Origin of the sequence: Sphingomonas glacialis (assembly GCF_014653575.1) — a bacterium.
In the GTDB taxonomy this organism is placed as follows: Bacteria; Pseudomonadota; Alphaproteobacteria; order Sphingomonadales; family Sphingomonadaceae; genus Sphingomonas; species Sphingomonas glacialis.
The window spans coordinates 966,314-990,545 of sequence record NZ_BNAQ01000001.1; the positions used below are offsets into that span (position 1 = coordinate 966,314).

The following is a 24,232-nucleotide window of genomic DNA, read 5'->3' on the forward strand; positions in this document are numbered from 1 at the left end:
CGTAGCATCCCTTGCCCCGCCGACGCCCGGTCTGGCAATCCGCAGAATGCCATGCGATACCCGGCGCCTAGAACAATCCGGATCAGGAGAGTCCGCCATGGCTACCGCCGCTGTCGACCGCGTGGAGATGTCCGAAGCCGAATGGGAAGCGCGCCAGGAGCTCGCCGCCTGTTACCGGGTCTTCGCGATGCTCGGCTGGTCCGAGATGATCTACAACCACATCACGCTGAAGATCCCGGGCGAGGACGGCGCCTTCCTGATCAACCCGTTCGGGCTGCACTTCAGCGAGGTGACGGCATCGAGCCTCGTCAAGATCGACATCGACGGCAACAAGCTCGACGACAGCCCCTACCCCGTCAACCGCGCGGGCTTCGTCCAGCACGCGCTGTTCCACCGCCACTTGCCCGACGCGCATTGCATCATGCACACCCACACCACCGCGGGAATGGCGGTCAGTTCGCTCGAGGGCGGGCTGCGCGCGACCAATTTCTACGCGTGCAACTTCGCCGGGCAGATCGCCTATCACGACTTCGAGGGCGTGACGGTCCGCGACGAGGAAGGCGCGCGGCTGCTCGAGCATCTCGGCAACAAGCGCGTGATGCTGCTCAAGAATCACGGCATCCTGGTGATGGGCAAGACGCTACCCGAGGCGTTCATCAAGCATTGGTCGCTCCAGCGCGCGTGCGAGATCCAGATCGCCACAATGTCGATGGGAACGCCGATCGAAGTGACGCCCGACGTCGTGGCGGTTCACCAGCGCGATCTGCACATGGCGCAAGTCCCGGGCGGCGCGGGCGCTGCCGATTTCGCGGCGATGGTGCGACTGGTCGACAAGATCGACACCGGCTGGCGCGCTTGATCCTCACAGCAAAGCCAATCTAATCAATAACCTGTTATAGAACTCTTGCCTCCCACGGGCACGCGCCTAACCTCGGTCAGGCCTTACCGTGTGGAGACCAAGAATGCTCAAGATCCTGCTTGTCGCTGCTACGCTTTCGCTCGCCTCGACACCCGTCATGGCGGCGCCGTGCAAGGACGCCAAGGGCCGCTTCATGAAGTGCCCGCCCGCCAAGCCGGTCGCGACCAAGTGCCGGTTGAACGGCAAGTTCGCCAAGTGCGGCACGCCCGGCGCGAAGCCCGCCTGATCATCGCGGGGCGGCGCAACGCCGCCCCGCACGCTTCATCCGAAGCGATAGCCCGACACCGCCCACCCCATCACGACATCGCGGTAATCGCAGATCGCCGCATCCTCACCGCCAGCACCGAGCGCGACCATCAGCGGCAGCAGATGCTCGGCCTCGGGATGCGCGAAGCGGGCGTTGGGCAGCGTGTTCCAGGCGGCGACGCGCGCGGCGCGCGCCACCGGATCGGGATCGGTCACCGCCGCGGTCAGTGCGACATCCCAGGCCGCGGCGATCGGCGTGACCTGGGGCCCGCGCGCGCGCAGATTGTGGAAGCTCATCCCCGATCCGACGATCAGCACGCCTTCGTCGCGCAGCGGTGCGAGCGCTCGCCCGATCGCGATATGTCCCGCCGGATCGAGATCGGCGCGCAATGAGAGCTGGACGAGCGGGATGTCGGCATCTGGCACCGCAACCATCATCGGGATGAACACGCCGTGGTCCCAGCCGCGCTCCTCGCCGTGATGCGCAATCCCTGCGTCGGCGAGCAGCGCGCTCACGCGCTGCGCGAGCGCAGGATCGCCGTGCGACGGCCAGTCGAGCCGATAGGTATGCGGCGGGAAGCCGAAATAGTCGTAATCGAGCGGATGCCCGTCGCCGGTGTTGATCGCGAGTTCGGGAGTTTCCCAATGTCCCGACACGAGCAGGATCGCGCGCGGTCGCTCGGGCAGCGATGCGATCAATCCGGCAAGATACGCCTGCATCGGGCGCCACATCGGGTCGGGCAACCCGCCGGCTGGATCCATGAAGAAGCACGGGCCACCGCCATGCGGAATGAAGAGCGTTGGAAGTTTCATCCCCGCTATATCGGGCGCGGGCGCCGCGCCGACAATCGCGCAGCCGGAAACGGCGCGTTTCGCGGTGTTCGCCGCGTGCTTGCCGGGCCGGTCGCGCGCGGGCATGGTCGTCGCATGTCCCGGCCACTCGCCCCTGCCCCACGCCTGCGCCACCGCCGTGGAGGCCACGCATGACGCGCTTCACCGTCAACAACCAGCCGGTGCAGTATCGGATCGATCCCAACACCCCGCTGCTCTGGGCGCTGCGCGATGCATCGAACCTGACCGGCACCAAATATGGTTGCGGCACCGGCGACTGCGGTGCCTGCACCGTCGATATCGACGGCGAGGCGGTGCGATCGTGCCAGCGGACGATCGGCGCGATCGAGGGGAGCTATGTCACCACGATCGAGGGCCTGTCGCGTGATCGCACGCACCCGGTGCAAATGGCGTTCCTCGACAAGAACGTCACGCAATGCGGTTTCTGTATCCCCGGTATCATCATGGCCGCATCGGCTCTGCTGAAGAAGAATCGCAACCCGAGCGAGGACGATATTCGCGCCGGGATCACCAATCTGTGCCGCTGCGGCATTTATCCACGACTGGTCGAGGCGATCCTGCTCGCCGCCAGCGTCCAGCGCGGCGACGAGACGATTGCTGCACCGCCGCGCCCTGCCATCACGCCCGCCGACGCAGCGCGCGAAGTTCCAGCACTGACCCCGCCAAGATGAGCCAAAGCTTTCGCAACGCTGTCATCGCAATTCAGCCACGGCTCATCGCGCGCAGAGTATACCGCGTTTAACGACCGGAAATGCTTTCCGGACGAAGATAAGGAAGTATCGATGCGCAAGTCTTTGCTCGCCGCGATCATGGCGGCTTCTGCGTTGATCCCCGCCACCGCGATGGCGCAGGATGCTGGCGATCGGCCAAACCGCGGCGACGGTCAAGGGCGGCGCGGCCTGCAGGAGGGACAGGGCGAAGGCCGCCCCGAGCGCCAGGCCATGCCGGGTGCCGAAGGCCGCATGAACTGGCAGCGCCCGCAAGGCCAGGTGCAGCAGCCGGTTCAGGTCCAGGCACCGGTCCAGGCTCAGCCACAGCCCCAGCAGCAGCCACAGCAGGAGCGCCCCGATCGCCAGGGCGGCGGTGGGCGCGACTTCGGCGGACGCGGCGAGTATCGCGGCCAGCCGCAAGCTGTCCCGCCGCAGGTGCAAGCCGGCCAGCCCGGTTTTCCCGGCGGGCAGCGCGACGGCCGCCCGGGCTTCGAGCGCGAGCAACGCGAGGGCCGCCCCGATTTCAACGGCGGCCAGCGCGACGGTCGTCCGGATTTCAACCGCGGGCAGCGCGATGGTCGCCCCGACGTCAACGGTGGTCAGCGCGACGGCCGCCCGGATTTCAACCGCGGCCAGCGCGATGGACGCCCCGGTTTCGAAGGTGGCCCACGCGACGGGCGCCCTGCGTTCGACGGGCAGCAGCGCGGCGGGGATTTCCGCGGCAATGATCGTGGCGATTTCCGCGGCAATGACGGGCGCTTCGGCGATCGTGGCTACAATCGTGGCAGTGGCGTCGGATATGGCGGCGGCTATGACCGCAATGACAATCGCGGCGGGTGGAACCGCGATTGGCGGCGCGACAACCGCTACAATTACAACAGCTATCGCACCCAGAACCGCAATCTCTATCGCCTCCCGCGCTACTATGCGCCGTCGGGCTGGTCGGGCGGGTATCGTCGCTTCTCGGTCGGCTTCTCGCTGAGTTCGGTGCTGTTCAACCAGAATTACTGGATCGAAGACGCCGATTACTACCGCCTGCCGCCGGCCTACGGTCCGTATCGCTGGGTGCGCTATTACAACGACGCGCTGCTGGTCGACATCCGCACCGGCTATGTCGTCGACACGGTGTACGACATCTTCTGGTAAGGCCCGGAAGACCGACCTCGGGGTCCGCAGGCACGCCGCTTGCGGACCCCTTGTTTTTTGAGCCGCCCGCGGCAAAGTCGCGCGCATGGCTCTTTTTGCAAGGAAACCCAACGGCGCCTCGCCGCTGCGCCGCCAGTTCGGCGAAACCGTCGGGGCGCGGCTCGATGCCAATCCCGCGGTCAAGCGCTTCGCGGTCGACGGCGCGCAAATCTATCAGCACCCCGATTTCCTCGACGCCGCCACCTGCGACGCGCTCGTCGCGATGATCGACGCCAACAAGCGCCGCTCGACCGTGCTCGCCGAGGAGAACATCCAGGAGTTCCGCACGAGCGAAAGCTGCGACATGGACCGCTGGTCGCCCGACGTCCGCCCGACCGACGAGGCGATCGCGCACCTGCTCGGGATCGATCCGGTGCAAGGCGAGACGATGCAGGGCCAACGCTACGCCGTCGGCCAGCATTTCCGCGCGCATTTCGATTATTTCAACGAAAAGCAGGCCTATTGGCCGCAGATGATCGAGACCGGCGGGCAACGCACCTGGACCGCGATGATCTATCTCAACCATGTCGAGGAGGGCGGCGCGACCTGGTTCCCGCAGATCGGCATCCGCGTCGGACCGAAGAAAGGCCTGCTACTCGCCTGGAACAACATGAACCGCGACGGCAGCCGCAACACCGAGACGCTCCATGAGGGCATGCCCGTGGTGAGCGGGACCAAGTACATCGTGACCAAATGGTTTCGCGAGGGGAAGTGGATCAAGGCCTGACCCCAGCCTTTGCGCTGACCGCTCCGCTTTGCGCTCCTCCGCCAAGCGCGTAGGAGGGCGGGCAATGAACACCGTCCTCAACATCAGCCATTCGATCCTCGGCCAGCCCTGGCGCTGGCGCATGCTCGAGACCGACGCGCGCGATCCCGGTTTCGCGCCCGACGATCTCGTTACGCAATTGCTGCTCGCGCGCGGCTGCCCGCGCGACGCGCTCGACGCGCACAAGGCGCCGAGCATCCGCGGCTTCATGCCCGACCCCTCGATCTTTCGCGACATGGACCGCGCCGCCGACCGGCTCGCCGATGCGGTGCAGGCGGGCGAGCAGCTCGCGATCTTCGGCGATTACGACGTCGACGGCGCGACGTCGGCGGCGCTGATGATCCTGCTGCTGCGCGATCTCGGGCTCGAGGCGCGGCCCTACATCCCCGACCGGATGCGGGAAGGCTATGGCCCGACCGGCGCCGCTCTGGTGCGCCTCAAGGACGAAGGCGCGACGCTGATCGTCACCGTCGATTGCGGCGCGCAGGCGTTCGACGCGCTCGCCACCGCGCGCGATGCCGGCGTCGACGTGCTGGTGGTCGATCACCACAAATGCGCCGCCGCGCTCCCGCACGCGCACGCGCTCGTCAATCCCAACCGGCTCGATGAGACCGAGGGCGCCGAGCACGGCCATCTCGCCGCGGTCGGCGTCGCGTTCCTGCTCGGCGCGGCGTTGATCCGCACGCTGCGCGGCCGCGGCTATTTCGCCGATCGCCCCGAACCCAAATTGCTCGACCTGCTCGATCTCGTCGCGCTCGGCACCGTCGCCGACGTCGCCGCCCTGCGCGGGCTCAACCGCGCCTTCGTGGCGCAGGGGCTTAAGGTGATGGCGCAGCGCCGCAACATCGGGCTCAATGCGCTGATCACCGCGTCGCGCCTGACGCGCGCGCCGACCAGCACCGATCTGGGCTTCGCGCTCGGCCCGCGGATCAACGCGGGCGGACGCGTCGGCAAGTCCGATCTCGGCGTCCGCTTGCTCACGACGCGCGACCCGGCCGAGGCCGAGCGAATCGCGGTCGAGCTCGACCGCTTGAACGAGGAACGCCGCGCGATCGAAGGCATCGTCCAGGAAGCCGCCGAACTCATCGCGCTCAATCAGAGCAACCGCGCGGTGCTCGTCGTCGCAGGGCATGGCTGGCACCCCGGCGTGATCGGCATCGTCGCGGGACGCTTGAAGGAGAAATACGGCCGCCCTGCCCTTGTCATCGCGCTCGACGATGCGGGACTCGGCAAGGGTTCGGGCCGCTCGATCAGCGGCGTTGACCTCGGTGCGGCGGTGCTTGCGGCGAAGGAGCAAGGCCTGCTCGTCGCGGGTGGCGGTCACGCGATGGCCGCCGGGCTGACGATCGCCGAGGAGCACGTCGATGCCTTCGCGGCCTTCCTCAGCGAGCGACTCGAAGCCGCGGTCGCGCGCGCGATGGGCGACCGCGCGCTGCTGCTCGACGCAGTGCTGACCGCGGGCGGGGTCACCCCTGATCTCGTCACCGCGATGGAGCTCGGCGGTCCCTACGGCATGGGCTGGCCGCAGCCGCGCGTCGTCGCCGGGCCGGTGCGGATCATCAAGGCCGATGTCGTCGGCAACGGCCATGTCCGCGCGATCGTCGCGGGCGATGGCGGGGGGTCGCTCAAGGCCGTCGCCTTCCGCCAGGCCGACACCGCGCTCGGCCAGGCGCTGCTCGGCGCCGCGCCGCACCGCCGCCTGTGGCTCGCGGGCCGCGCCAAGATCGACGATTGGGGCTCGCGGCCGGCCGCCGAATTGCACATCGACGACGCGGCCTGGGCCGATTGAGGCGATTTCGTGCAAGAGATGGCTTGACCGGCGCGGCGAGTTTCCCTAACCGCCTCCAACCAACCGGCGACGCCGGCATGGCCCCTTCGTCTAGCGGTTAGGACGCGGCCCTTTCACGGCTGAAGCACGGGTTCGATTCCCGTAGGGGTCACCATCGCCAAACCAAAATCGTTGGGCCTTGTGACGGTGCGGCGAGATCCGCATCCGCGTTTTGGTTTCACCCTTTGTGTCGGCGCGACTGGACTGCCTCGGGCCTATCTGGACGATTGGTTGCCCTTCTTCGATCAGGGTCAAACACTCGACGGTCTCCGGCATAGGTGCTGCGCCAGCGCTCCGCGGGCGTCGACCGAAGGGCGGCGGCGGGTGCTGCGTCGCGGCCGATGCCGAGCGGCTCAGCCGGTTTCATACGCAGCGCGGAATTGGCGAAAGGCGTCCACGACGGGAGCAGTTCCGGTCTGATGCGGCAGATGCCCGCACCGTAGGGCGCGACGTTGCGTCGATGATTGCCGGTAGGCGGCTGATCTTCCGCGACGAAACAGGCGTCACGATCAGCATGCTCCGATACTAGCTAGGGCCAGGTGCGCAAAGGGCAGCGCATCAATGGCTTCGCGCTCGTTGGCGATCGGAGGATCACGGCCGTCTTGCCGGGCTCGACCGCAAGGGCATCGTGACACTGCTGATCGTCGGTCAACCGATGAGCCGGGCGGTCTTGCTGGACTACGCCTGGCAGTATCTGGTTCCCGCGCTCCAAGGCGGTGACATCGTCAGATGCCTCCGCGTTTCGAGCCGTAAGGAGACCGAGACCGCACCGATCATCGCCGACAAAGGCGCGACGTCGCGCTTCCTCCCGCGCTACTCACCCGGTCTGAACCCGATCGAAATGGCCATCTCCAAGGCAAAAAATCGCTCCGGACGCTGGGACCGCATCGGTCACCGTGTCGATCTGTTTCCGCCCGACGAATGCCGAAACCGGCTTCGTTATGCCGAAGGGACGCCGACAGGGTCACCAGCCGCTATAAAAATCCATTTTGGCTCGAAGGCGTACGAATTATAACCAGAATCGCCTTAGTTACCTACATTGATTACCTAGAATTATTGCTCATCAATCAGAATATGCATATGCTTCTTTTAATTACTACGAACGATCAAATACATTTATTTGAATTATACAAATTTATAAATCGTATTTGATGTAAACCCATATTTATGAATCTCTATTGCCGTAATTTATTTAGTCGGGAGGGGGTATGAAGAACTCTTATATTTTTACGGCGTTTTGTAATTATAGTACTCGGCCCGACATTCCCGAAAATTGGGATACCCTCTGCTCCATCACCGAGGCGGTGGATCGCCGCAGGCAACATAACATCGAATTGCCGCGCGCGCGTCGCCAGACGTTACCAGAAATTTGGCAAACCGTCGCGATCGGCGGGTTCGCTAGCAACGCTAACGCGATGCAGACGTGATGCGCACCGCCATCATTCCTGCACCGTCGCTGTCGACGCCCGCTAGGGGCGTTACGGTTGCACAGACCATCCTCGAGCGGTTGAGGATCCTGGCGGAAGAGCGGCCGGATACGCGCGCCTTCGTCCATTTGCAGGATGGTCAGGTGGCTGGCGCGCTGTCCTATGGAGCGCTCCGCTCGCGTGCTGGGTCCATCGGTGCCGGTCTCCAGTCGATTGGCGTACGGCACGGCGAGCGGGTTGTTCTGCTCTTTCCCTCCAGCCTAGATTTCATCGCCAGCTTTCTGGCTTGCCAGTGGATAGGCGCGATCCCGGTTCCCGCTTATCCGCCGCAACGCGATGCTTTGACCGCTCGGCGCATCATCACGCATTGCGAGGCGTCGTGGGTGCTGGCCAGCACGGCGGTGCACCACCGAATTGTCTCCAAATTCGGGGGACTTTCGCTATCGCCAGACCGGCTCGTCGCCGTCGATACAGAGTTCGGCGCCGATGTCGGGGAATGGGTCGCGACGCCACACGAAATCGCGCTGCTGCAATATACGTCGGGATCGACCAGCGCGCCAAAGGGCGTGGTCCTGACCCATGCGAACCTGCTGGCCAATGTCGCGGCCATCACCAGCCATATGGGTGCAACTTCCGGCGAAACAGCCGTCAGCTGGCTGCCCATGTACCATGACATGGGTTTGATCGGCATGGTGTTGGGATCGCTGTATTCCGGCGTTACCCTATACTTCATGGCGCCGACCGAGTTCGTGCGCAATCCGGCCCGTTGGCTTCAGGCCATTGTCGACACGAAAGCGCGCTATAGCGGCGGGCCGAATTTCGCCTATCAACATTGCGTTGACCGAATTGGCCCAGCCGTGACCGCCGATCTCGACCTGTCGGGATGGCACGTCGCGACCAACGGGGCGGAGCCGGTCAGGAGCGGAGTCCTCGAAGCCTTTTGCGAGAAATTCGCGGAGTGCGGGTTCAGCCGCAAGGCGTTCCTCCCCTGTTACGGCCTGGCCGAAAGCGCGTTGATGGTAACGGGCGTGTCGGTGCAAGATCAGGCAGCTGTCCGTTACGTCGACAAGACCGATCTCAAACACGGGCGCGTGGTGTTTAGGACGCGCAGCGCCGCTGGAATTCAGCCCTTTGTGAGCTGTGGCAGCGTTATCTCGGGGCATGATCTGGTGATCGCCGATCCGGCGACGGGAGAGCGATTGCCGCAGAACCGCTGCGGGGAAATCTGGGTGTCGGGACCGAGCGTCACACCGGGCTATTGGGCCGCGAATGCCGCAGACGCGCCCGACCAGCCCCAGCCGTTCGCCATGCTGAACAACCACGACGGCGAGCCCAAGCGCTATCTGCGGACCGGAGACCTCGGCTTCGTCTCGGATGGCCAGTTGTTCGTCACCGGGCGCATCAAGGACCTGATCATCGTGCGCGGGCTCAATTATCATCCGCAGGATCTGGAAGAAGCCGCGTGGCGCTCGCATCCCGCGATCGAGCCAAGCGGTGTTATCGCCTTCCAAGCTGAGCCGTCCAACCCGCTGGATATCATTCTTATTGCCGAAATCCGGCGCGAAATGCTGAGCAAAATAGACTCGGCAGACATTGTCGCGGCGATGCGCAGCGCGCTTTCGTCTGAATTCCAGCTAGCCGGTATTGCGGTCGGACTGGTCCGGCCCCGCGCGCTGCCCCGGACAAGCAGCGGCAAGGTTCAACGGTCGCGCGCAAGAGACATGCACGCCGACGGGGAATTCGATTGCCTGACCTTTGATGACCGTTTGGCACTCCCTGGTACGACGACCGAACTTCTGGCGGCAGATGCAGACGCGGCGATACACCCCCGGTCAGAAACCGAGGCGTGGCTGCTCGAATTGGTGGCGCGCAATCTCAAGATCGACCGGGATCTGGTGCGGTGCGACACGCCGATTATCGACATGGGGATCGATTCGCTTTCGCAACTGCAATTGACCCACGAAATCAGCGCAAAATTCGGGGTCGAAATTGAGGTCGAGCATTATTTCGACGGCGTCTCTATCCGGGGCGTCGGACAGTTGATCGAAAACGCGTGAGCAGCGGCACGACCATGCGGTTCAGCCTCATGTTCTTCGCCAGCGATGGCGTCAAAAGTCCCGACGGGATTTACAGCTATCTGATGGACGCCTGCCGAGTGGCCGATCGAGAAGGGCTCTTGGCCGTCTGGTTGCCGGAACGCCATTTCCACCGCTTTGGCGGCGCTTTCCCGAACCCGGCGGTGGTCGGCGCGGCAGTGGCCGCGGTCACCAGCCGGCTGCGCATTCGTGCGGGCAGCGTCATTCTGCCGCTCAACGATCCGATCCGGATCGCCGAGGAATGGGCGGTTGTCGACAATCTGTCCGACGGGCGAGTCGATCTCGGGTTCGGCCAGGGCTGGAACCCGAACGATTTCGTTTTGATGCCAGACGCCTTTGCCGGCCGCCTGGCAAATTTGCACGACGGGATCGAAATCGTTTCGTCGCTCTGGGCAGGAACCCCGCAAACGCGCCGCAACGGTATCGGTGGGGTGGCCGATGTCCGAACTTTTCCCAGGCCGGTACAGGATGGTTTCGGGCTCTGGCTGACATGCTCGGGGTCGATCGACCGCTTTCGACAAGCCGGCGAGCTGGGCGCCAACGTCCTGACCGCGCTGCTGTTTCAGACCATAGCCGAGCTAGCCGAAAAAATCACATGCTACCGCGAGGCACGCGAGAAAGCCGGGCATGCCGGGCCTGGGCAGGTCACGCTGATGTTGCATACCTATGTCGGCGAGAGCCGGGAGGGTGTGCGTCGCGCCGTCCGTCAGCCGCTGCTCGGGTATCTGCGCGACTCGACCGATTTGTGGAAACAGCAATTTCCGGCATTTGACGAACTGAGCGATGCCGATCGGGACCGAGTCATCGAATTCGCCTTCGAACGCTATGTGCGGACGCACTCGCTGTGTGGAACTCCGCAGGAGTGCGCCGACCGCGCCGACGCGCTCCGCGCGATCGGCGTGACGGAGATTGCATGTCTGGTGGATTTTGGCGTGGCGACCGACGCAGCCTTAGCCGGGATCAGCCGCATCGCCGCCGTGCAGAACCACCTCCTGGATCAAGCAGATACGTCCCCACCCGAGGAGGTTCTTTCATGCTGAAGCCGCCCACCCGACCTAAGGCGCATATCGTCGCGTCCGCCAGTTCTCTCCCAGCGACCTATTACACTCAGGCGGAACTCGCCGAAACGATTGTGGCGTTCCTCGACAAGCACAATCTCGATTTCTCACGGCAGCTTGTCGCAAGTCTTTTTGCCAACGTGCGCGTCGACGGACGGCATTTTGAATTCAGCGTCAGCAATTTCTGCGCGCCGCCGACCATCGCGCATTCGGCCGCTAGCGCAGTCGAGGCATGCGTGGCCCATTCCGAGACGAACGTCCGAACATTGCTCGCCGATACCGGACTTTGCCCGCGCGACATTTCGCTGATCGCTTCCGTCACCCTGACGCCCGCCGTCCCCAGCATTGAAGCCCGGCTGATGAACCGGATCGATTTCGGAAGAAGCACGCGGCGGATGCCGCTAGCCGGCCTTGGGTGCATGGCGGGAGTTGCCGGCATCAATCGCGTGGCAGACTATCTCGCGGGTCATCCCGACGAGGCGGCGATCCTGATATCTTGCGAACTGTCATCCGGCCTCTGGCAGGGTTCGGTTCAAGCGGATCTTCAGAAGATGATTACGCGCCTGGAAGGCGAGCCTCAGCTCTATGGCGAAATCGTCATGGCGATTGTCACGGCGGCGCTGTTTGGTGACGGGTCGGGTGCAGTGATGCTGGTGGGAGATGAACATCCACTGGCCGACCGGGCCGTGCTGTCCGTCATCGACAATCGCTCAAACTGGGTGCCGGATACGGCGCACATCATGGGGCTGGACTATATCGACGAAGGCATGCGCAACATCCTGCGGCCCGAGGTCAAGACCTTTGTCGGGGAGGCGTTGGCCGATGTCATCCTGCCGATGCTGGCTGAATCCAATCTGGCCGTCGCAGATATCGACCATTGGACGCTTCACCCCGGCGGTCCCAAAATCATGGACGCCGCAGAACACGCGTTCAAGCTGTCGGAAGCGATGATGCGCCCGAGCCGCGATATCCTTCGGGACTTGGGCAACATCTCTTCGGCCACCGTATTGGTCATGCTGGATCGCATCATGCGCGGCGGCGACCGACCCACGAACCGCAACGGGCTGCTCGTCGCGATGGGTCCAGGATTCTCGCAAGAAGCCACGCTAGTCCACTGGCACTGACCGCCATGGCGCCGCTTGCCCTGTTCGACGTCGTGGTTGCAGTGACGGCGGCCCAGCTCATCGGGTTGGCTTTGTATAGCCGACATAATGTCGTGCGTCGGCTGGCGCACGGCGCGGTCAATGTCGATGCTAGCGGGATCGGCCGGGCCAACATTGCGCTCAGGTGCGGCTGGATCGTCGCGATGCTCGCGGAAGTGCACTGGCTGAACCGCGCCTTTGATCGCTCGATCGGCCGTGTGGCGATCTGCATGGCCTTGATCGCGCTCGGCCTGCGCGTTTTGGCGATGGTCCGCCTCGGGTCGCGCTGGACGTTGCCGACGATCGTGAAGCCAGGCGAGGCAGCGGAGACCGGCGGCATCTATGCGGTGGTGCGCCATCCCAACTGGCTCGGCGTGATGATCGAGATTGCGGCCGTCCCGATGATCCATGGCGCGTGGATGACGGCGCTGGCGTTTGGCGTCCTGGAGGCAATCCTCCTTTCTGGACGGCGCGCGGTCGAAGAATCGGCGCTCGCCGGCGCGCAGGTCGCGCGCGCCGACCTGCACAGCCCCGAGACCGAGCGACATGTGGCTATCGTCGGTGCGGGTGCCGCCGGGCTGGCCGCCGCCAAGGCGCTGCTGGATGCCAATGTGGCGATCACCGTATTCGAACGGCGGCAGGATATTGGCGGGTTGTGGCACGCCGACAGTGGCAGCGGCGTCGCGCGCAACACGCACCTTGTTTCGCCCAAATCGGCACAGGCTTTCTCGGATCAGCCGATGCCCGACGCCTTTCCGACCTATCCGCGCCACGATCTCGTACTGTCCTATCTGCAAGACTATGCGGAATCGTGCGGCTTGCGCGATCATGTCCAGTGCGGACGCGCGCTTGAAAGCGCACGCCGCAACGCGGGCGGCTGGCAGCTGCATTTTGCCGACGGCACGCAAGGCCGGTTCAGCCATTTGATCGTCGCCAGCGGCCACCACGACACCCCGCGGATGCCGGACCTCAACGGCCCGTTTGCCGGGCGAATCCTCCATTCGAAAGACTATACCGGCCCCGAGACGGTCGCCGGGAAGCGCGTGCTCGTGATCGGTGCGGGCCAATCCGCCATGGATGTGCTGTGCGACGCTGCGGCTGTCGCGAAAGCCGTCTACCATAGCACGCGCCGCGGCTTCATTTGCACACCCCGGTTTTTCATGGGTCACCCCACCGAAGCGATGATGGAGTCGCCGCCGCCGTTGATCGGTGCGCTGCTGGCGCGCTTACCATTGACCAGCATGTTTCGAATGATCGCGCTGATGTCCGAAACGGTGCTTCGCGTTTCCGGCGCGACAAATGCCAAATTAGGGATCCCACCGTACACAATAGATGACAGCCCGCCACCGCCCACCATGGATCAGCGAGTCTATACCTTCTACGCGATCGGCGACATCATCCATCGCGGGCCGGTGGCGGCGCTTGATGACGGACACGTCGCCTTTGCAGATGGAAACCGCGATGCCATCGACTTGATCGTGTGCAGTACCGGGTATCGCGCCGATTTCCCTTTCCTCGATCCCAAGCATCAGCCGACTGACCCGGAGCGTAAAAGCGCGCTGCGGCGGCAGATCTTCCATCGAGATGAACCGACGCTCTTCTTCGTTGGATTGATCCATCCCATCGGCGCGCACTGGCGCGTCTTCGAGTGGCAGGCGCAGTTGATTGCGACATACCTGACCGCCAGCAAGGCACGCCGCACAGCGTTCGATCTCCTGTCCAAGGGTGGCTATCGTCTCGACCGTGACTCCAGCAGCAAGGATGTGTTGATGGTTAACAAACTGGCTTATCGCCGCGTTTTGAAAGCCGAACGGCGGGGGCTGGTCCATGACTGACCCGAACGCGGACCCAAGCGCGCACCGGCCGATCATCGACCGCAACCGCTGCGAAGGCAAAGCCGCTTGCGTGCCTGCATGCCCATGGGACGCGCTTGTGGTGGCACCGCTGCCCAAGGTCGAACGGCAAGGGCTTTCGCTGCGGGGAATCCTAAAGGGCTATGCGCATGGCTGGCAACAGGCCGTGCTGGTCGATCCGTCCGCCTGCCGCGGCTGCCGCATGTGCGAAGCCGTCTGCCCGGAACAGGCGATCTATTTCTTGTCCGATGGAGGGCGGTAACGATGCCATCGAACACTGACGGCGGACAGCGCCGCATCTCGCAATATTTCTTCTGCTTGGCAGCACTGTGCGGCCTGGGCGGCATGGGCGTCGGCGCGCTGATGGGCCTGAGGGATGACTATACCCTGATCGCCGCACACGCGCATCTCAACTTGCTCGGCTGGGTCACGCTCGCCTTGATGGGGGGCTATTACCGCCATTCGCCAGCCCGGCCGCGCTGGTCGTTCCTCAATCTCCTGATGTCGGGTTGCGGCGGGCTGGTGCTACCCCTCGCCCACGCTCTCCGCGCGCTGGGTTCGGACTTGGATTGGGTGTTCAAGCTGGGGGCGACGACTGCGCTTGCCGGCATGGCCCTGTTTCTGGGTGCGGTGATCCTCGACACGCGCGGCAAGCCGGACTCCCTCCACCGGCAGCGCAACACTCGCCCTGAGACTAGGAAAGAGTCATGAAGATGAAAAACTTTGCTTTGCTCGCTGTCGCAGCCGCCACCGCAACCGCACCGTGTACAGGTGCAGCGCAAGAGCCCGCGCGTTCCAGCATCGTCGTGACGATATCAAACCTGAAAACCGGAAGCGGCCAGATGCACTGCACGCTGTTCCGCTCGGCCCAGGGCTTTCCCCGCCAGCCCGAACTGGCAGCCAAGCGGATCATCGGGACACTATCGGGCAGAACGGCAACCTGCGTCTTCCAAGGCGTCGAAACCGGCCCGGCCGCGATCACCGCCTTTCATGATGAAAACAGCAACCAGAAGCTCGATATGACGCTCGGCGTACTGCCCAAGGAAGGGCTTGGCTGGAGCAACAATCTTAAAGTCTGGATGAAACCTCCCGACTTCGCGCAAGCGCGTTTCATGGTTGGCAATGACCCGACCTATATTCAAATTCGTCTCAATCAGAGATAGACTGATCGGATAAAACCGTCGTATCTTTCGCAGGATTTGCGGCCCTCAGCGTCACTTCATAAATATAGATCTAGTTTTTAGCATATTACTGATTCTGATCGATTATTTTTTCCTATCGCCCACTTGCGGCAAAGGAGACGATTGATTTTTTGTCTGACGACGAACCGCGCGGGACTGCATCGGGCACCTGGGGCTTACACGCGAAGGTTGATCGGCCTTGTCCTGTGTGCCGTGGTGAGTGCGTGTGGGACTCGAGCCGTCGAAAACGATGTCCCGCAGCTCCCGCAGGTGCGGATTGCACAAATCGGTGGCACCGCGATTGCGCCGACCGTTGCCGGGGTCGGCACCGTGGCACTTCGCCGCGAGACCTCGCTCGGCTTCACCAGCGCGGGCCGGATCGCGCGGCTCGGCGTCAATGAAGGCGACACCGTTCGGCGCGGGCAGATCCTCGCCGCGCTCGATACCACGACGGTCGCCGCCGATCTGACACGCGCGACCGCCGAGCGCGAGCGCGCGCGCGCGGAATATGCGCGGAGCGACGGATTGATGCAGCAAGGCTGGATCACGCGGCCACGCCTCGAAAGCGCACGCGCCGCGCTGCTCGCGGCCGAGGCGCAAGTCCGTGCGGCGGGGTTCCAGCGCGCGAATGCGACGATCGCCGCGCCCGGCCCCGGCACCGTGCTCGCGCGGCTCGCCGAGCCGGGGCAAGTCGTTGCCGCGGGCACGCCAGTGCTGGTGATCGGCGAGGAAGCGAGCGGCTATGTGCTGCGTTTGCCGGTGTCGGACCGGGACGCCGCGCGTCTCACGCTCGGCGCGGCGGCGCAAACCACGCTTGCCGCGCTCGACGATGCTGTGATCGTCGGGTGCGTGATCGAAATCGCGGGGCGCGCCGATCGGGCGACCGGCACCTTCGCGGTCGAGATCGCGCTGCCCGACGACAAGCGCTTGCGGTCGGGCCAGATCGGCAATGCCAGGATCACCGCAAACGGCGTCGGTGCGACCACGCTCGCGGTGCCGCCGAGCGCCGTGTTCGGCCCGCGCGCTGGCGAGGCGCTGGTCTATGTCGTCGATCTCGCCACGTCGCGGGTGCATTTGCGCAAGATCCACATTGGCGAGGCGAATGACGCGGGCATTGGCGTGACCGGCGGCATCAAGCCCGGCGAATGGGTCGCGCTGTCGCGCGTCGACCGGCTGACCGACGGCATGAAGGTCGCGCCGCTCGGCCCCGCCCGATGAACCTGACCGCCTTTGCGGTGCGGCGCTGGCAGGTGACGTTGGTCGCCTTCGTGCTGCTCGCATTGCTGGGCGTATCCGCGTTCCTCGCAATTCCGCGCTCGGTCGATCCGCATTTTCCGATCCCGACCGTGGTGGTGACGGTCATCCTCCCCGGGGCCGACGCCGCCGATATGGAGGAGACCATCGCCAAGCCGCTCGAGGACGTGCTGCAGGGCCTCGACAAGATCGACGAGATTCGCTCGACCAGTACCGATGGCACGGCGGTCATCTCGGTCAATTTCGAACATGGCACCGACGCCGAACAATCGCTCGACCGCGTCGTGCGCGAAGTGCAATCGGTGCGCGACCGCTTGCCACAGGGGATTCAACGCATCGCCTTCCGCCGTCCGCGTACGACCGAGGCGGGGGTGTTGCAGCTCGCCTTGGTCAGCGACACCGCGAGCTGGCGCCGCATGGCAAAGTTCGCCGAGGACATGCGCGACCGGCTGAACGTCGTTCGCGGCGTGCGCTCGACCAGCATCGACGGCGCGGCCAGCCCCGAGGTGCGCGTCGCGATCGATGCGGGGCGGCTGGCCGAGGCCCGCATCCCTGCCTCCGCTGTTGCCACCGCGATCCAGCAGGGCGGGGTCGATTTGCCGGCCGGCACGCTGAACGCTGCAGGTCGGCGCTACAATCTCGATGCGGGCGGCGCCTACCGTGATGTCGAGGCGATCCGCGCGGTCCCGGTACGCGCGGGTGATGGTCGGCTGGTGCGCGTCGGCGACATCGCGACCGTCGATTGGAGCGAGGCCGAGCAGACGCATATCGCGCGCTTCAACGGACACCGCGCCTTGTTCGTGACCGTGCGGCAAAAGGATGAGGCCGATGCGGGGACGTTGCGCAACGATCTCGTTGCGGCGATCGGCAGAGTCCGCACGCAATTGCCGCCCGATCTGAAGCTCGAGATCGGCTTCGACCAGAGCAACGACATCCAGCGCAAACTGGCACAACTCGCGCGCGATTTCGCGATCGCGCTGGCGCTGGTGCTGGTGACGATCCTGCCGCTCGGGTTCCGCCCGTCGCTGATCGTTGCGATCTCGATACCCTTGAGCCTGGCGATGGGCGTGCTGCTGCTTGCCCTGCTCGGCTATTCGCTCAACCAGATCAGCATTTCGGGCTTCATCATCTCGCTCGGGCTGCTGGTCGACGATTCGATCGTGGTGACCGAGAATATCGAGCGCCATCTGCGCGACGGCGACACGCCAACCGATGCCGCGATCAACGGCACCAACGAAATCACGGCGGCAGTGATGGGCGCAACCGGCGTGCTGCTCTTCGCCTTCCTGCCCCTGACCTTCCTGCCCGAGGGGGCCGGCGATTTCGTGCGCGGGTTGCCGATGGCGGTGCTCGTCACGGTGGCGAGTTCGCTGCTCGTGTCGCTGACGATCATCCCATTCGTCGCGAGCAAACTGCTGCGCCCGCACGCCGGCGCGGGCAATGCGCTCCTGCGCTGGATCATGGCGGGGATCCACCGCATTTACGCGCCGATCCTGCACCGCGCGCTCGATCGGCCGCGCACGTGGTTCTGGGCGGCGATGGCAGTGTGTGTCGGTGCGTTCGCGCTCGTCCCGGTGCTAGGCTTCAGCCTGTTTCCCGCCGCCGAGACGCCGTATTTCATCGTTCGCGTCGAAACGCCCGAGGGCAGCACGATCACCGCGACCGACCGCGCCGTGGCGCAGGTCGCGGCGATCCTCCGGCGCGAGCGGGTGGTGGCCAACGTCATGGAAAACGCCGGGCGCGGCAATCCGCAAATCTTCTACAACATCTTCCCGCGCGAGGAGCGTGCGCGCTACGGCGATATCTTCGTGACGATGCAGGATTGGGACGTGCGTGAAAGCCCCAAGCTGTTGAAACGCCTGCGCACCACACTCGCCGCCTATCCCGACGCGCGCGTGACCTTGGTCAATTTCGAAAATGGCCCGCCGGTCGAAGCCCCCGTCGCGGTGCGGATCAGCGGACCCGATCTCGCGGTTCTGAAAACGCTGTCCGACCGGGTCGGTGCGGCGCTGACACAAATTCGGGGCTTGCGGGATATCGACAATCCCTTTGCGTTCGACCGGGTCGACATGGATCTCGGGCTCGATGCCGCGAAGGCCAGTCTGCTCGGCGTTGCGCCGGGCGAAGCGCGGCGTGCGGTTCGGCTCGCGATCAGCGGCGAGCAAGCGAGCCGGTTGCGCGACAATGAAGGCGATACCTGGCCCGTCACCGTCCGCCTCCCGATGGCGACGAACCAGCCGGTCTCGGCGCTTTCGAGCATCTATGTGCCGACACTCGCCGGCGGCAGCATCCCCTTGCTCGAGATCGCATCCCCCAAGCTGAAGAGCGTGCCGCCGCTGATCACGCGCTACAAATTGCAGCGCACCGTCACGATCACCGCATACAACCAGCCGGGCGTGTTGACCTCCAACCTCAACACTGCGGTGACGCAACGGCTGGCAAAGATCGACCTGCCAGCGGGCTACAGCTTCGGCATCGGTGGCGAGGCGGAGGCGGCGCGGCGCAATTTCTCCGGGCTTGGGCCGATCATCCTGCTCGCGACCTTCGGGATTTTCGGCGTGCTGGTGCTCGAATTCGGGCGTTTCCGCGAGACGATGGTGGTGGCGGGGGTCATTCCGCTCGGCACCGTCGGCGGGCTGGTGGCGATGCTGTTGACGGGCAATTCGCTGTCGTTCCTCGCGATCATCGGCTTCGTCGCGTTGATCGGGATCGAGATCAAGAATTCGATCCTGCTGGTCGATTTCACCACGCAACTGCGCGCACGCGGGATGCCGCTCCGGGAAGCGATCGAGAAGGCGGGCGAGATCCGCTTCCTCCCGGTGCTGCTGACCTCCGTCACCGCCATCGGCGGCTTGCTCCCGTTGGCGCTCGGGGGATCGTCGTTGTATTCACCGCTGGCGTGGGTGATCATCGGCGGGCTGATCAGCTCGACCTTCCTCAGCCGGATCGTCACGCCGGTGATGTATCTGCTCGCCATCCGAGGCGAAGAAGCCAAACGCTTGGCAGCAGCGCCAATCGCATAGAGCGCTGAGTCATCCTGATGCAGAAGGTGACGGCACGCATCAGATCGCAATCATCCACGGCGTCGTCGATGCCGATGTCGAGCGAAGTTTTGGTCGGTACAGCGCCGGTAAGGGCGGTCAGGCTCGGCGCGAGGCGCGTGAGGTCGGTCACGGTAGCGACGTTGCGGTTGATCGGCGTGCCGTCCGAGATCGCGGTGACGGCGACCGGCACGTCCTGAATAGCCTGTTCGCGCTTCTGCGCGGTAACGACGATGTCGGTCAGAGTGCCTTTGGCGACGGGCGCTGTCGTCGCCACTTGGGGAGCGACCGCGCTGTCGCGAGTGGGGCACGGGCGCCGTTGCCGCGCGGCTCGCTGGCGCCGAAACGGAGTGGCGAGTGCCACTGCCGCTACGCCACCGAGCCAAACGCTACCCTTGCGCATAAATCCTCACCCTCAAAAGACACCGCATAGCCGCAGTCTGGTCTAGCCAATTAGCTACACCTGACGGTTAGTTAAAACGTGATGTGGTTAGATCACCGTCAGGTTCTGCCACAAATTACCCGGATTATCCTCATTTTGCGGGCTTCCGCGCATTTCCTTTTCGGCGAGGTAGAAAGTTGCGACTGGCACAGCACACCATCTGGTAAGACCGCATCGGCAATGATATCGATGGTCGGATAGGAGAGCGAAAACCATGAACGACCGTCTTATGCGCGGGATCGCCGCCGCAACGCTTGTCTCTGCGACCGCACTGATGATGGCGTCCGCCCCGGCCATCGCGGCGGAAGCGGCAGCGAGCGATGCCCGGGTTGCCAGCACGCTGGCGACCGGCTGGCGGTTCCACCAGGGCGATGCGCCCGAGGCGGTGACCACCCCCGGGTTCGACGATGCTGACTGGCAGTCGGTTGCAGTGCCGCACACGTGGAACCGCGTCGGCTTCTATCGCCCCGATCCGCAAAGCCACATCAACCGCGCCGATACGATCAACAAGACACAGGGGCTCGGCTGGTATCGCCAGCGCTTCGCCGTCCCCGCGGCAATGCGCGGCAAGCGCATCTGGCTCGAATTCGACGCCGCCAGCCGTACCGCGAGCGTATGGCTCAACGGCACCAAACTCGGCGACCATGCCGGCGGCTTCTCGCGCTTCCGGCTCGACGCCACCGATGCACTGCGCGCCTCGGGCGACAACGTGCTCGTGGTGCGGACCGACAATAGCGCGCCCGGCGGCAAGGACGCGACGACCGCCGACATCCTGCCGCTGACCGGCGACTTCTTCGTCCATGGTGGCCTTTATCGCCCGGTGCGGCTGATTGCGGTCGATCCGATCCATATCGACTTGGCCGATTTCGGCGGCTCGGGCGTGTCCGCGGCCACCACCGCCGCCACGGCGGCCACCGCGCAGGTCGATGTGCGGACGCGCATCGCCAATGCGAGCCGCCGTTCGGGCGCGGTCCGCATCACCGCCAGCCTGATCGACACGAACGGCCGCGTGGCGGCGTCGCTGCAGACCGCGCAAACGCTCGCCGCGTCGACGACGCAGGAAGCGGCACTGAAGCTCACCGTCGCCAATCCGCATCTGTGGCAGGGCGTCGAGGATCCCTATCTCTACACCCTCGCCGTCGATGTGACGGACGCGCGCGGCCGTCTGCTCGATCGCGTCCGCCAGCCGTTCGGGATCCGCACGATCCGGATCGACCCCGAGGCGGGGCTGTTCCTCAACGGCAAGCACGTCCAGCTTCGCGGCGTCGGCTACCATCAGGATCACGAGGGCAAAGGCTGGGCGATCGACGCCGCCGACGTCGCCGCCGACGTGGCGATCCTGCGCGAGATGGGGGTCAACGCGATCCGCCTGACGCATTACCAGCATGGCCAGACGATCCACGATCTCGCCGATCGCTACGGCCTGTTGTTGTGGGACGAGATTCCGCTGGTGTCCGCCTGGACTCGGCGCGGCGAGCTCGAGCCGCGCGCCGCGCTGGTCGACAATGCGCAGCAACAGATGCGCGAGCTGATCCGCCAGAACGGCAACCATCCCTCGGTGGTCACCTGGGGCATCGCCAATGAAGTCGATTTCGGCAATTCCTTCCCGGCCTTCCTGACCGGCTTCCCCGACGGCAAGACGCCCGATCCGATGCCGTTGCTCAAGACGCTGCAGGATCTCACGCATCGCGAGGATCCGAGCCGCCCCACCGCGCTCGCCACGTGCTGTGAGGGGCGGCTGTTCGATCAGGGGGTCGCGATCCCGACCACCGCCACCGCCGCCGATCTCGGCGGCGCCAATCGCTATTTCGGCTGGTATTTCGGCGTGCCCGGCGATCTCGGCCCGCATCTCGACATGCTCCACGCCAAGCGGCCGCAGCAGCCGCTGTCGGTCACCGAATATGGCGCAGGTGGCGCGACCAGCATCCACAGCGACGATGTCTTGGGCGGCCCGATCGATTCACGCGGCGTCACGCAGCCCGAGGAATATGAGAGCTATGTCCACGAGGAGGCATGGCGCGCGCTCAAGGCGCGTCCGTATCTGTGGGGCACCTTCCTGTGGAACGCGTTCGATTTCGCGACGACGATCCGTGCCGAGGGCGACGCGCAGGACATCAACACCAAGGGGCTCGTCACCTACGACCGCGCGATCCGCAAGGACGCCTATTATTTCTACAAGGCGAATTGGAGCGCGACGCCGACGGTCCACATCACCGGCCGACGCTATTCCGATCGCGCCTATCGGGTGACCGACGTGCGCGTCTACAGCAATGCCGCGACGACCGATCTGTTGCTCAACGGGCGCTCGCTCGGGCAACGCAGCGATTGCCCCGACCGGATCTGCGTGTGGCAAAACGTCGCGCTCACGGCCGGCAACAACGCGCTCGTCGCACGGGGCGGCACCGTAGAGGATAGCCTCACCTGGACGCTGTCGCCCGACGCCGCCGCCAACGTGCGGATCGACGCCGGCGCGATCGTCGCGGCGAAGGCGACGCAGCGGTTCGGATCGGATGCCTTCTTCACCGGCGGCAAGGCCGGCACGCTGACCAAGCCGGCCGATTACGGCAAGCCCGCCGTCGCAGCCGTGATCGCCGGAGCGCAGGACGCCGCCGTCGCTGCGACCTATCGCGAGGGCCGCTTCAGCTATGCGGTCCCGCTCCCCGACGGGCAGTATCGCGTCGCGCTGACCTTCGTCGAACCGTCGCTGGCACCCGGCGCTCGCGTGTTCGACGTCACCGCCAACGGGCGCACGATCGTCCAGGGGCTCGACATAGCGCGCACCGCCGGCGGATCGGCCAAGGCGCTGACCCGCACCGCGACCGTCACCGTCCGCGGCGGCAAGCTCGACCTGGCGTTCGTGCCGCGCACTGGCGACGCGATCGTCTCGGCAATCGAGATCCTGCGATGATCGCGCCGACCCGCCAGCGGAGGATTGCGGCATGGCATTGAGGATCGCCGGTCGCGGTTGGCGCGACGTACCGCTCCGCTGGAAGCTGATCGGGCTCGTCACGCTGGGGACGATCCTCAACTATCTCGCGCGCTCGACGCTGTCGGTCGCGGCACCGCGTCTGAAGACCGAATTCGGCATGACGACCGAGGATTACAGCTGGGTCGTGCTCGCTTTCCAGGCGAGCTACACGATCATGCAGACCGTCGCGGGCGGCGTGCTCGATGCGCTCGGCACGCGGCTCGGCTTCTTCCTCTTCGCGCTCGGCTGGGCGCTCGCCAACATGGCGCACGCGCTGGCGACCGGCTGGCCGAGCCTCGCCGTGTTCCGCGCGCTGCTCGGCGCGAGCGAGGCGGCGGCCATCCCGGCGGGCGCCAAGACCGTGTCGGAGTGGTTCCCCCCGCGCGAACGTCCGCTTGCGACCAGCGTGTTCCAGATGGGCACCAGCGTCGGCAACATGATCGCGCCGCCGCTGGTCGCCTTCTGCATCCTCGCCTGGAACTGGCAGGCCGCCTTCATCGTCACCGGTGGGCTCAGCCTGATATGGGCGTTGCTATGGTATTGGAGCTATCGCAGCCCGGCCGACCATCCGCGCGTGAGCCCGGCCGAACGCGCGGCGATCACCGCGGCGCGCGACGAGGATGTCAGCGCCAAGCCCGCGACGCGCAAGGACCTGCTGCGAAGCCGCGCCTTCTGGGGTATCGCCGTGCCGCGCTTCCTCGCGGAACCGGCGTGGCAGACCTTCAACTTCTTTATCCCGCTCTATCTCGTGTCGGTATGGCACCTCGATCTCAAGAGCATTGCACTGTGGGCGTGGATGCCCTTCCTCGCCGCCGACTTCGGCAGCCTTGCCGCGGGCGTGCTGCCGACCTGGTTGATGAAGCGCGGCGTGCCGCTGGTCGCGTCGCGCAAGGTGACGATGACGGTCGGCGCGCTGTGCATGATCGGGCCGGCGTGCATCGGCCTTGCGGGATCCCCCGGCGTCGCGATCATCCTATTCTGCGTCGGTGGCTTTGCGCATCAAATGCTGAGCGGCGCGCTGATCACGCTGTGCGCCGACATGTTCGACAGCCGGACGGTCGGCACCGCGAGCGGGATGGCCGGTACCTCCGCGTGGATCGGCGGCATGCTGTTCACGCTGCTCATTGGGCAAAGCGCGGACGCATTCGGCTATGACCCGCTCTTTGCCGCCTTGGCGGCGCTCGATCTTCTCGCAGCCGCAGTGCTGTGGAGCCTGTTGCGCGCCAAGCCGCGCGCACCCGTTGAAATGCAGAAAGGCTAATTC

21 protein-coding genes and 1 tRNA gene are annotated in these 24,232 nt (G+C 65.1%); 20 read left to right on the forward strand and 2 right to left on the reverse strand.

Going from position 1 to position 24,232, the window contains the following annotated elements; genetic code table 11:
• Positions 1-97: 97 nt before the first annotated feature.
• Positions 98-859, forward strand: a complete 762-nt coding sequence (locus IE187_RS04590) for a class II aldolase/adducin family protein (protein ID WP_189675267.1) — start codon at positions 98-100, stop codon at positions 857-859.
• 103 nt (positions 860-962) lie between these two features.
• Positions 963-1,145: a hypothetical protein gene (locus IE187_RS04595; protein WP_133189452.1), complete on the forward strand. Its 183-nt coding sequence runs from the start codon at positions 963-965 to the stop codon at positions 1,143-1,145.
• A gap of 35 nt (positions 1,146-1,180) precedes the next feature.
• On the opposite strand, the gene IE187_RS04600 is transcribed toward IE187_RS04595, so the two are convergent.
• On the reverse strand, positions 1,181-1,978 hold the full coding sequence (locus IE187_RS04600) for a DODA-type extradiol aromatic ring-opening family dioxygenase (RefSeq protein WP_189675589.1): 798 nt from the start codon (positions 1,976-1,978) through the stop codon (positions 1,181-1,183).
• Between the two features lie 170 nt (positions 1,979-2,148).
• Here IE187_RS04600 and IE187_RS04605 point away from each other — a divergent pair, with 170 nt between their 5' ends.
• The 16 genes from IE187_RS04605 to IE187_RS04680 all read left to right on the forward strand — a co-directional run bounded on the left by IE187_RS04605 (position 2,149) and on the right by IE187_RS04680 (position 19,540).
• On the forward strand, positions 2,149-2,688 hold the full coding sequence (locus IE187_RS04605) for a (2Fe-2S)-binding protein (RefSeq protein ID WP_133189456.1): 540 nt from the start codon (positions 2,149-2,151) through the stop codon (positions 2,686-2,688).
• Between the two features lie 111 nt (positions 2,689-2,799).
• The gene (locus IE187_RS04610) at positions 2,800-3,873 is read left to right on the forward strand and encodes an RcnB family protein (protein ID WP_189675268.1); all 1,074 of its coding nucleotides are present in this window, start codon (positions 2,800-2,802) and stop codon (positions 3,871-3,873) included.
• An 85-nt stretch (positions 3,874-3,958) separates the two neighbouring features.
• The gene (locus tag IE187_RS04615; protein ID WP_189675269.1) at positions 3,959-4,639 is read left to right on the forward strand and encodes a prolyl hydroxylase family protein; all 681 of its coding nucleotides are present in this window, start codon (positions 3,959-3,961) and stop codon (positions 4,637-4,639) included.
• Between the two features lie 64 nt (positions 4,640-4,703).
• Positions 4,704-6,467, forward strand: a complete 1,764-nt coding sequence (gene recJ / locus IE187_RS04620; protein ID WP_189675270.1) for a single-stranded-DNA-specific exonuclease RecJ — start codon at positions 4,704-4,706, stop codon at positions 6,465-6,467.
• Between the two features lie 79 nt (positions 6,468-6,546).
• A tRNA-Glu gene (locus tag IE187_RS04625) sits at positions 6,547-6,621 on the forward strand.
• A gap of 513 nt (positions 6,622-7,134) precedes the next feature.
• The gene (locus IE187_RS04630; protein WP_189675271.1) at positions 7,135-7,521 is read left to right on the forward strand and encodes a hypothetical protein; all 387 of its coding nucleotides are present in this window, start codon (positions 7,135-7,137) and stop codon (positions 7,519-7,521) included.
• 193 nt (positions 7,522-7,714) lie between these two features.
• A complete protein-coding gene (locus tag IE187_RS04635) occupies positions 7,715-7,933 on the forward strand; it encodes a hypothetical protein (protein WP_189675272.1) in 219 nt (72 codons plus the stop codon).
• Complete coding sequence (locus IE187_RS04640) at positions 7,933-9,990, forward strand: AMP-binding protein (protein ID WP_189675273.1); 2,058 nt, start codon at positions 7,933-7,935, stop codon at positions 9,988-9,990. Before IE187_RS04635 ends, IE187_RS04640 begins: the two co-directional genes overlap by 1 nt.
• Entirely contained in the window at positions 9,987-11,069 is a 1,083-nt protein-coding gene (locus IE187_RS04645) for a MupA/Atu3671 family FMN-dependent luciferase-like monooxygenase (protein ID WP_189675274.1), read from the forward strand. The genes IE187_RS04640 and IE187_RS04645 overlap by 4 nt, the downstream gene beginning before the upstream one ends.
• A complete protein-coding gene (locus IE187_RS04650; protein ID WP_165954496.1) occupies positions 11,063-12,211 on the forward strand; it encodes a type III polyketide synthase in 1,149 nt (382 codons plus the stop codon). The genes IE187_RS04645 and IE187_RS04650 overlap by 7 nt, the downstream gene beginning before the upstream one ends.
• A gap of 5 nt (positions 12,212-12,216) precedes the next feature.
• Positions 12,217-14,064 (forward strand): isoprenylcysteine carboxylmethyltransferase family protein, encoded by a 1,848-nt coding sequence (locus IE187_RS04655; RefSeq protein ID WP_189675275.1) that lies wholly within the window; start codon positions 12,217-12,219, stop codon positions 14,062-14,064.
• Entirely contained in the window at positions 14,057-14,344 is a 288-nt protein-coding gene (locus tag IE187_RS04660; protein ID WP_189675276.1) for a 4Fe-4S dicluster domain-containing protein, read from the forward strand. The genes IE187_RS04655 and IE187_RS04660 overlap by 8 nt, the downstream gene beginning before the upstream one ends.
• Positions 14,345-14,346: 2 nt before the next feature.
• Complete coding sequence (locus IE187_RS04665) at positions 14,347-14,793, forward strand: hypothetical protein (protein ID WP_189675277.1); 447 nt, start codon at positions 14,347-14,349, stop codon at positions 14,791-14,793.
• On the forward strand, positions 14,790-15,245 hold the full coding sequence (locus IE187_RS04670; protein WP_189675278.1) for a DUF2141 domain-containing protein: 456 nt from the start codon (positions 14,790-14,792) through the stop codon (positions 15,243-15,245). The genes IE187_RS04665 and IE187_RS04670 overlap by 4 nt, the downstream gene beginning before the upstream one ends.
• Before the next feature lie 288 nt (positions 15,246-15,533).
• Positions 15,534-16,481 (forward strand): efflux RND transporter periplasmic adaptor subunit, encoded by a 948-nt coding sequence (locus IE187_RS04675; RefSeq protein ID WP_189675279.1) that lies wholly within the window; start codon positions 15,534-15,536, stop codon positions 16,479-16,481.
• Entirely contained in the window at positions 16,478-19,540 is a 3,063-nt protein-coding gene (locus tag IE187_RS04680; protein ID WP_189675280.1) for an efflux RND transporter permease subunit, read from the forward strand. The genes IE187_RS04675 and IE187_RS04680 overlap by 4 nt, the downstream gene beginning before the upstream one ends.
• On the opposite strand, the gene IE187_RS04685 is transcribed toward IE187_RS04680, so the two are convergent.
• Positions 19,467-19,835: a hypothetical protein gene (locus tag IE187_RS04685; protein ID WP_189675281.1), complete on the reverse strand. Its 369-nt coding sequence runs from the start codon at positions 19,833-19,835 to the stop codon at positions 19,467-19,469. The genes IE187_RS04680 and IE187_RS04685 overlap by 74 nt on opposite strands.
• A gap of 379 nt (positions 19,836-20,214) precedes the next feature.
• Here IE187_RS04685 and IE187_RS04690 point away from each other — a divergent pair, with 379 nt between their 5' ends.
• Together IE187_RS04690 and IE187_RS04695 are read left to right on the forward strand one after the other, a co-directional pair.
• On the forward strand, positions 20,215-22,908 hold the full coding sequence (locus IE187_RS04690) for a glycoside hydrolase family 2 TIM barrel-domain containing protein (RefSeq protein ID WP_229839225.1): 2,694 nt from the start codon (positions 20,215-20,217) through the stop codon (positions 22,906-22,908).
• A 31-nt stretch (positions 22,909-22,939) separates the two neighbouring features.
• A complete protein-coding gene (locus tag IE187_RS04695; RefSeq protein WP_189675282.1) occupies positions 22,940-24,229 on the forward strand; it encodes an MFS transporter in 1,290 nt (429 codons plus the stop codon).
• Positions 24,230-24,232 lie beyond the last annotated feature (3 nt).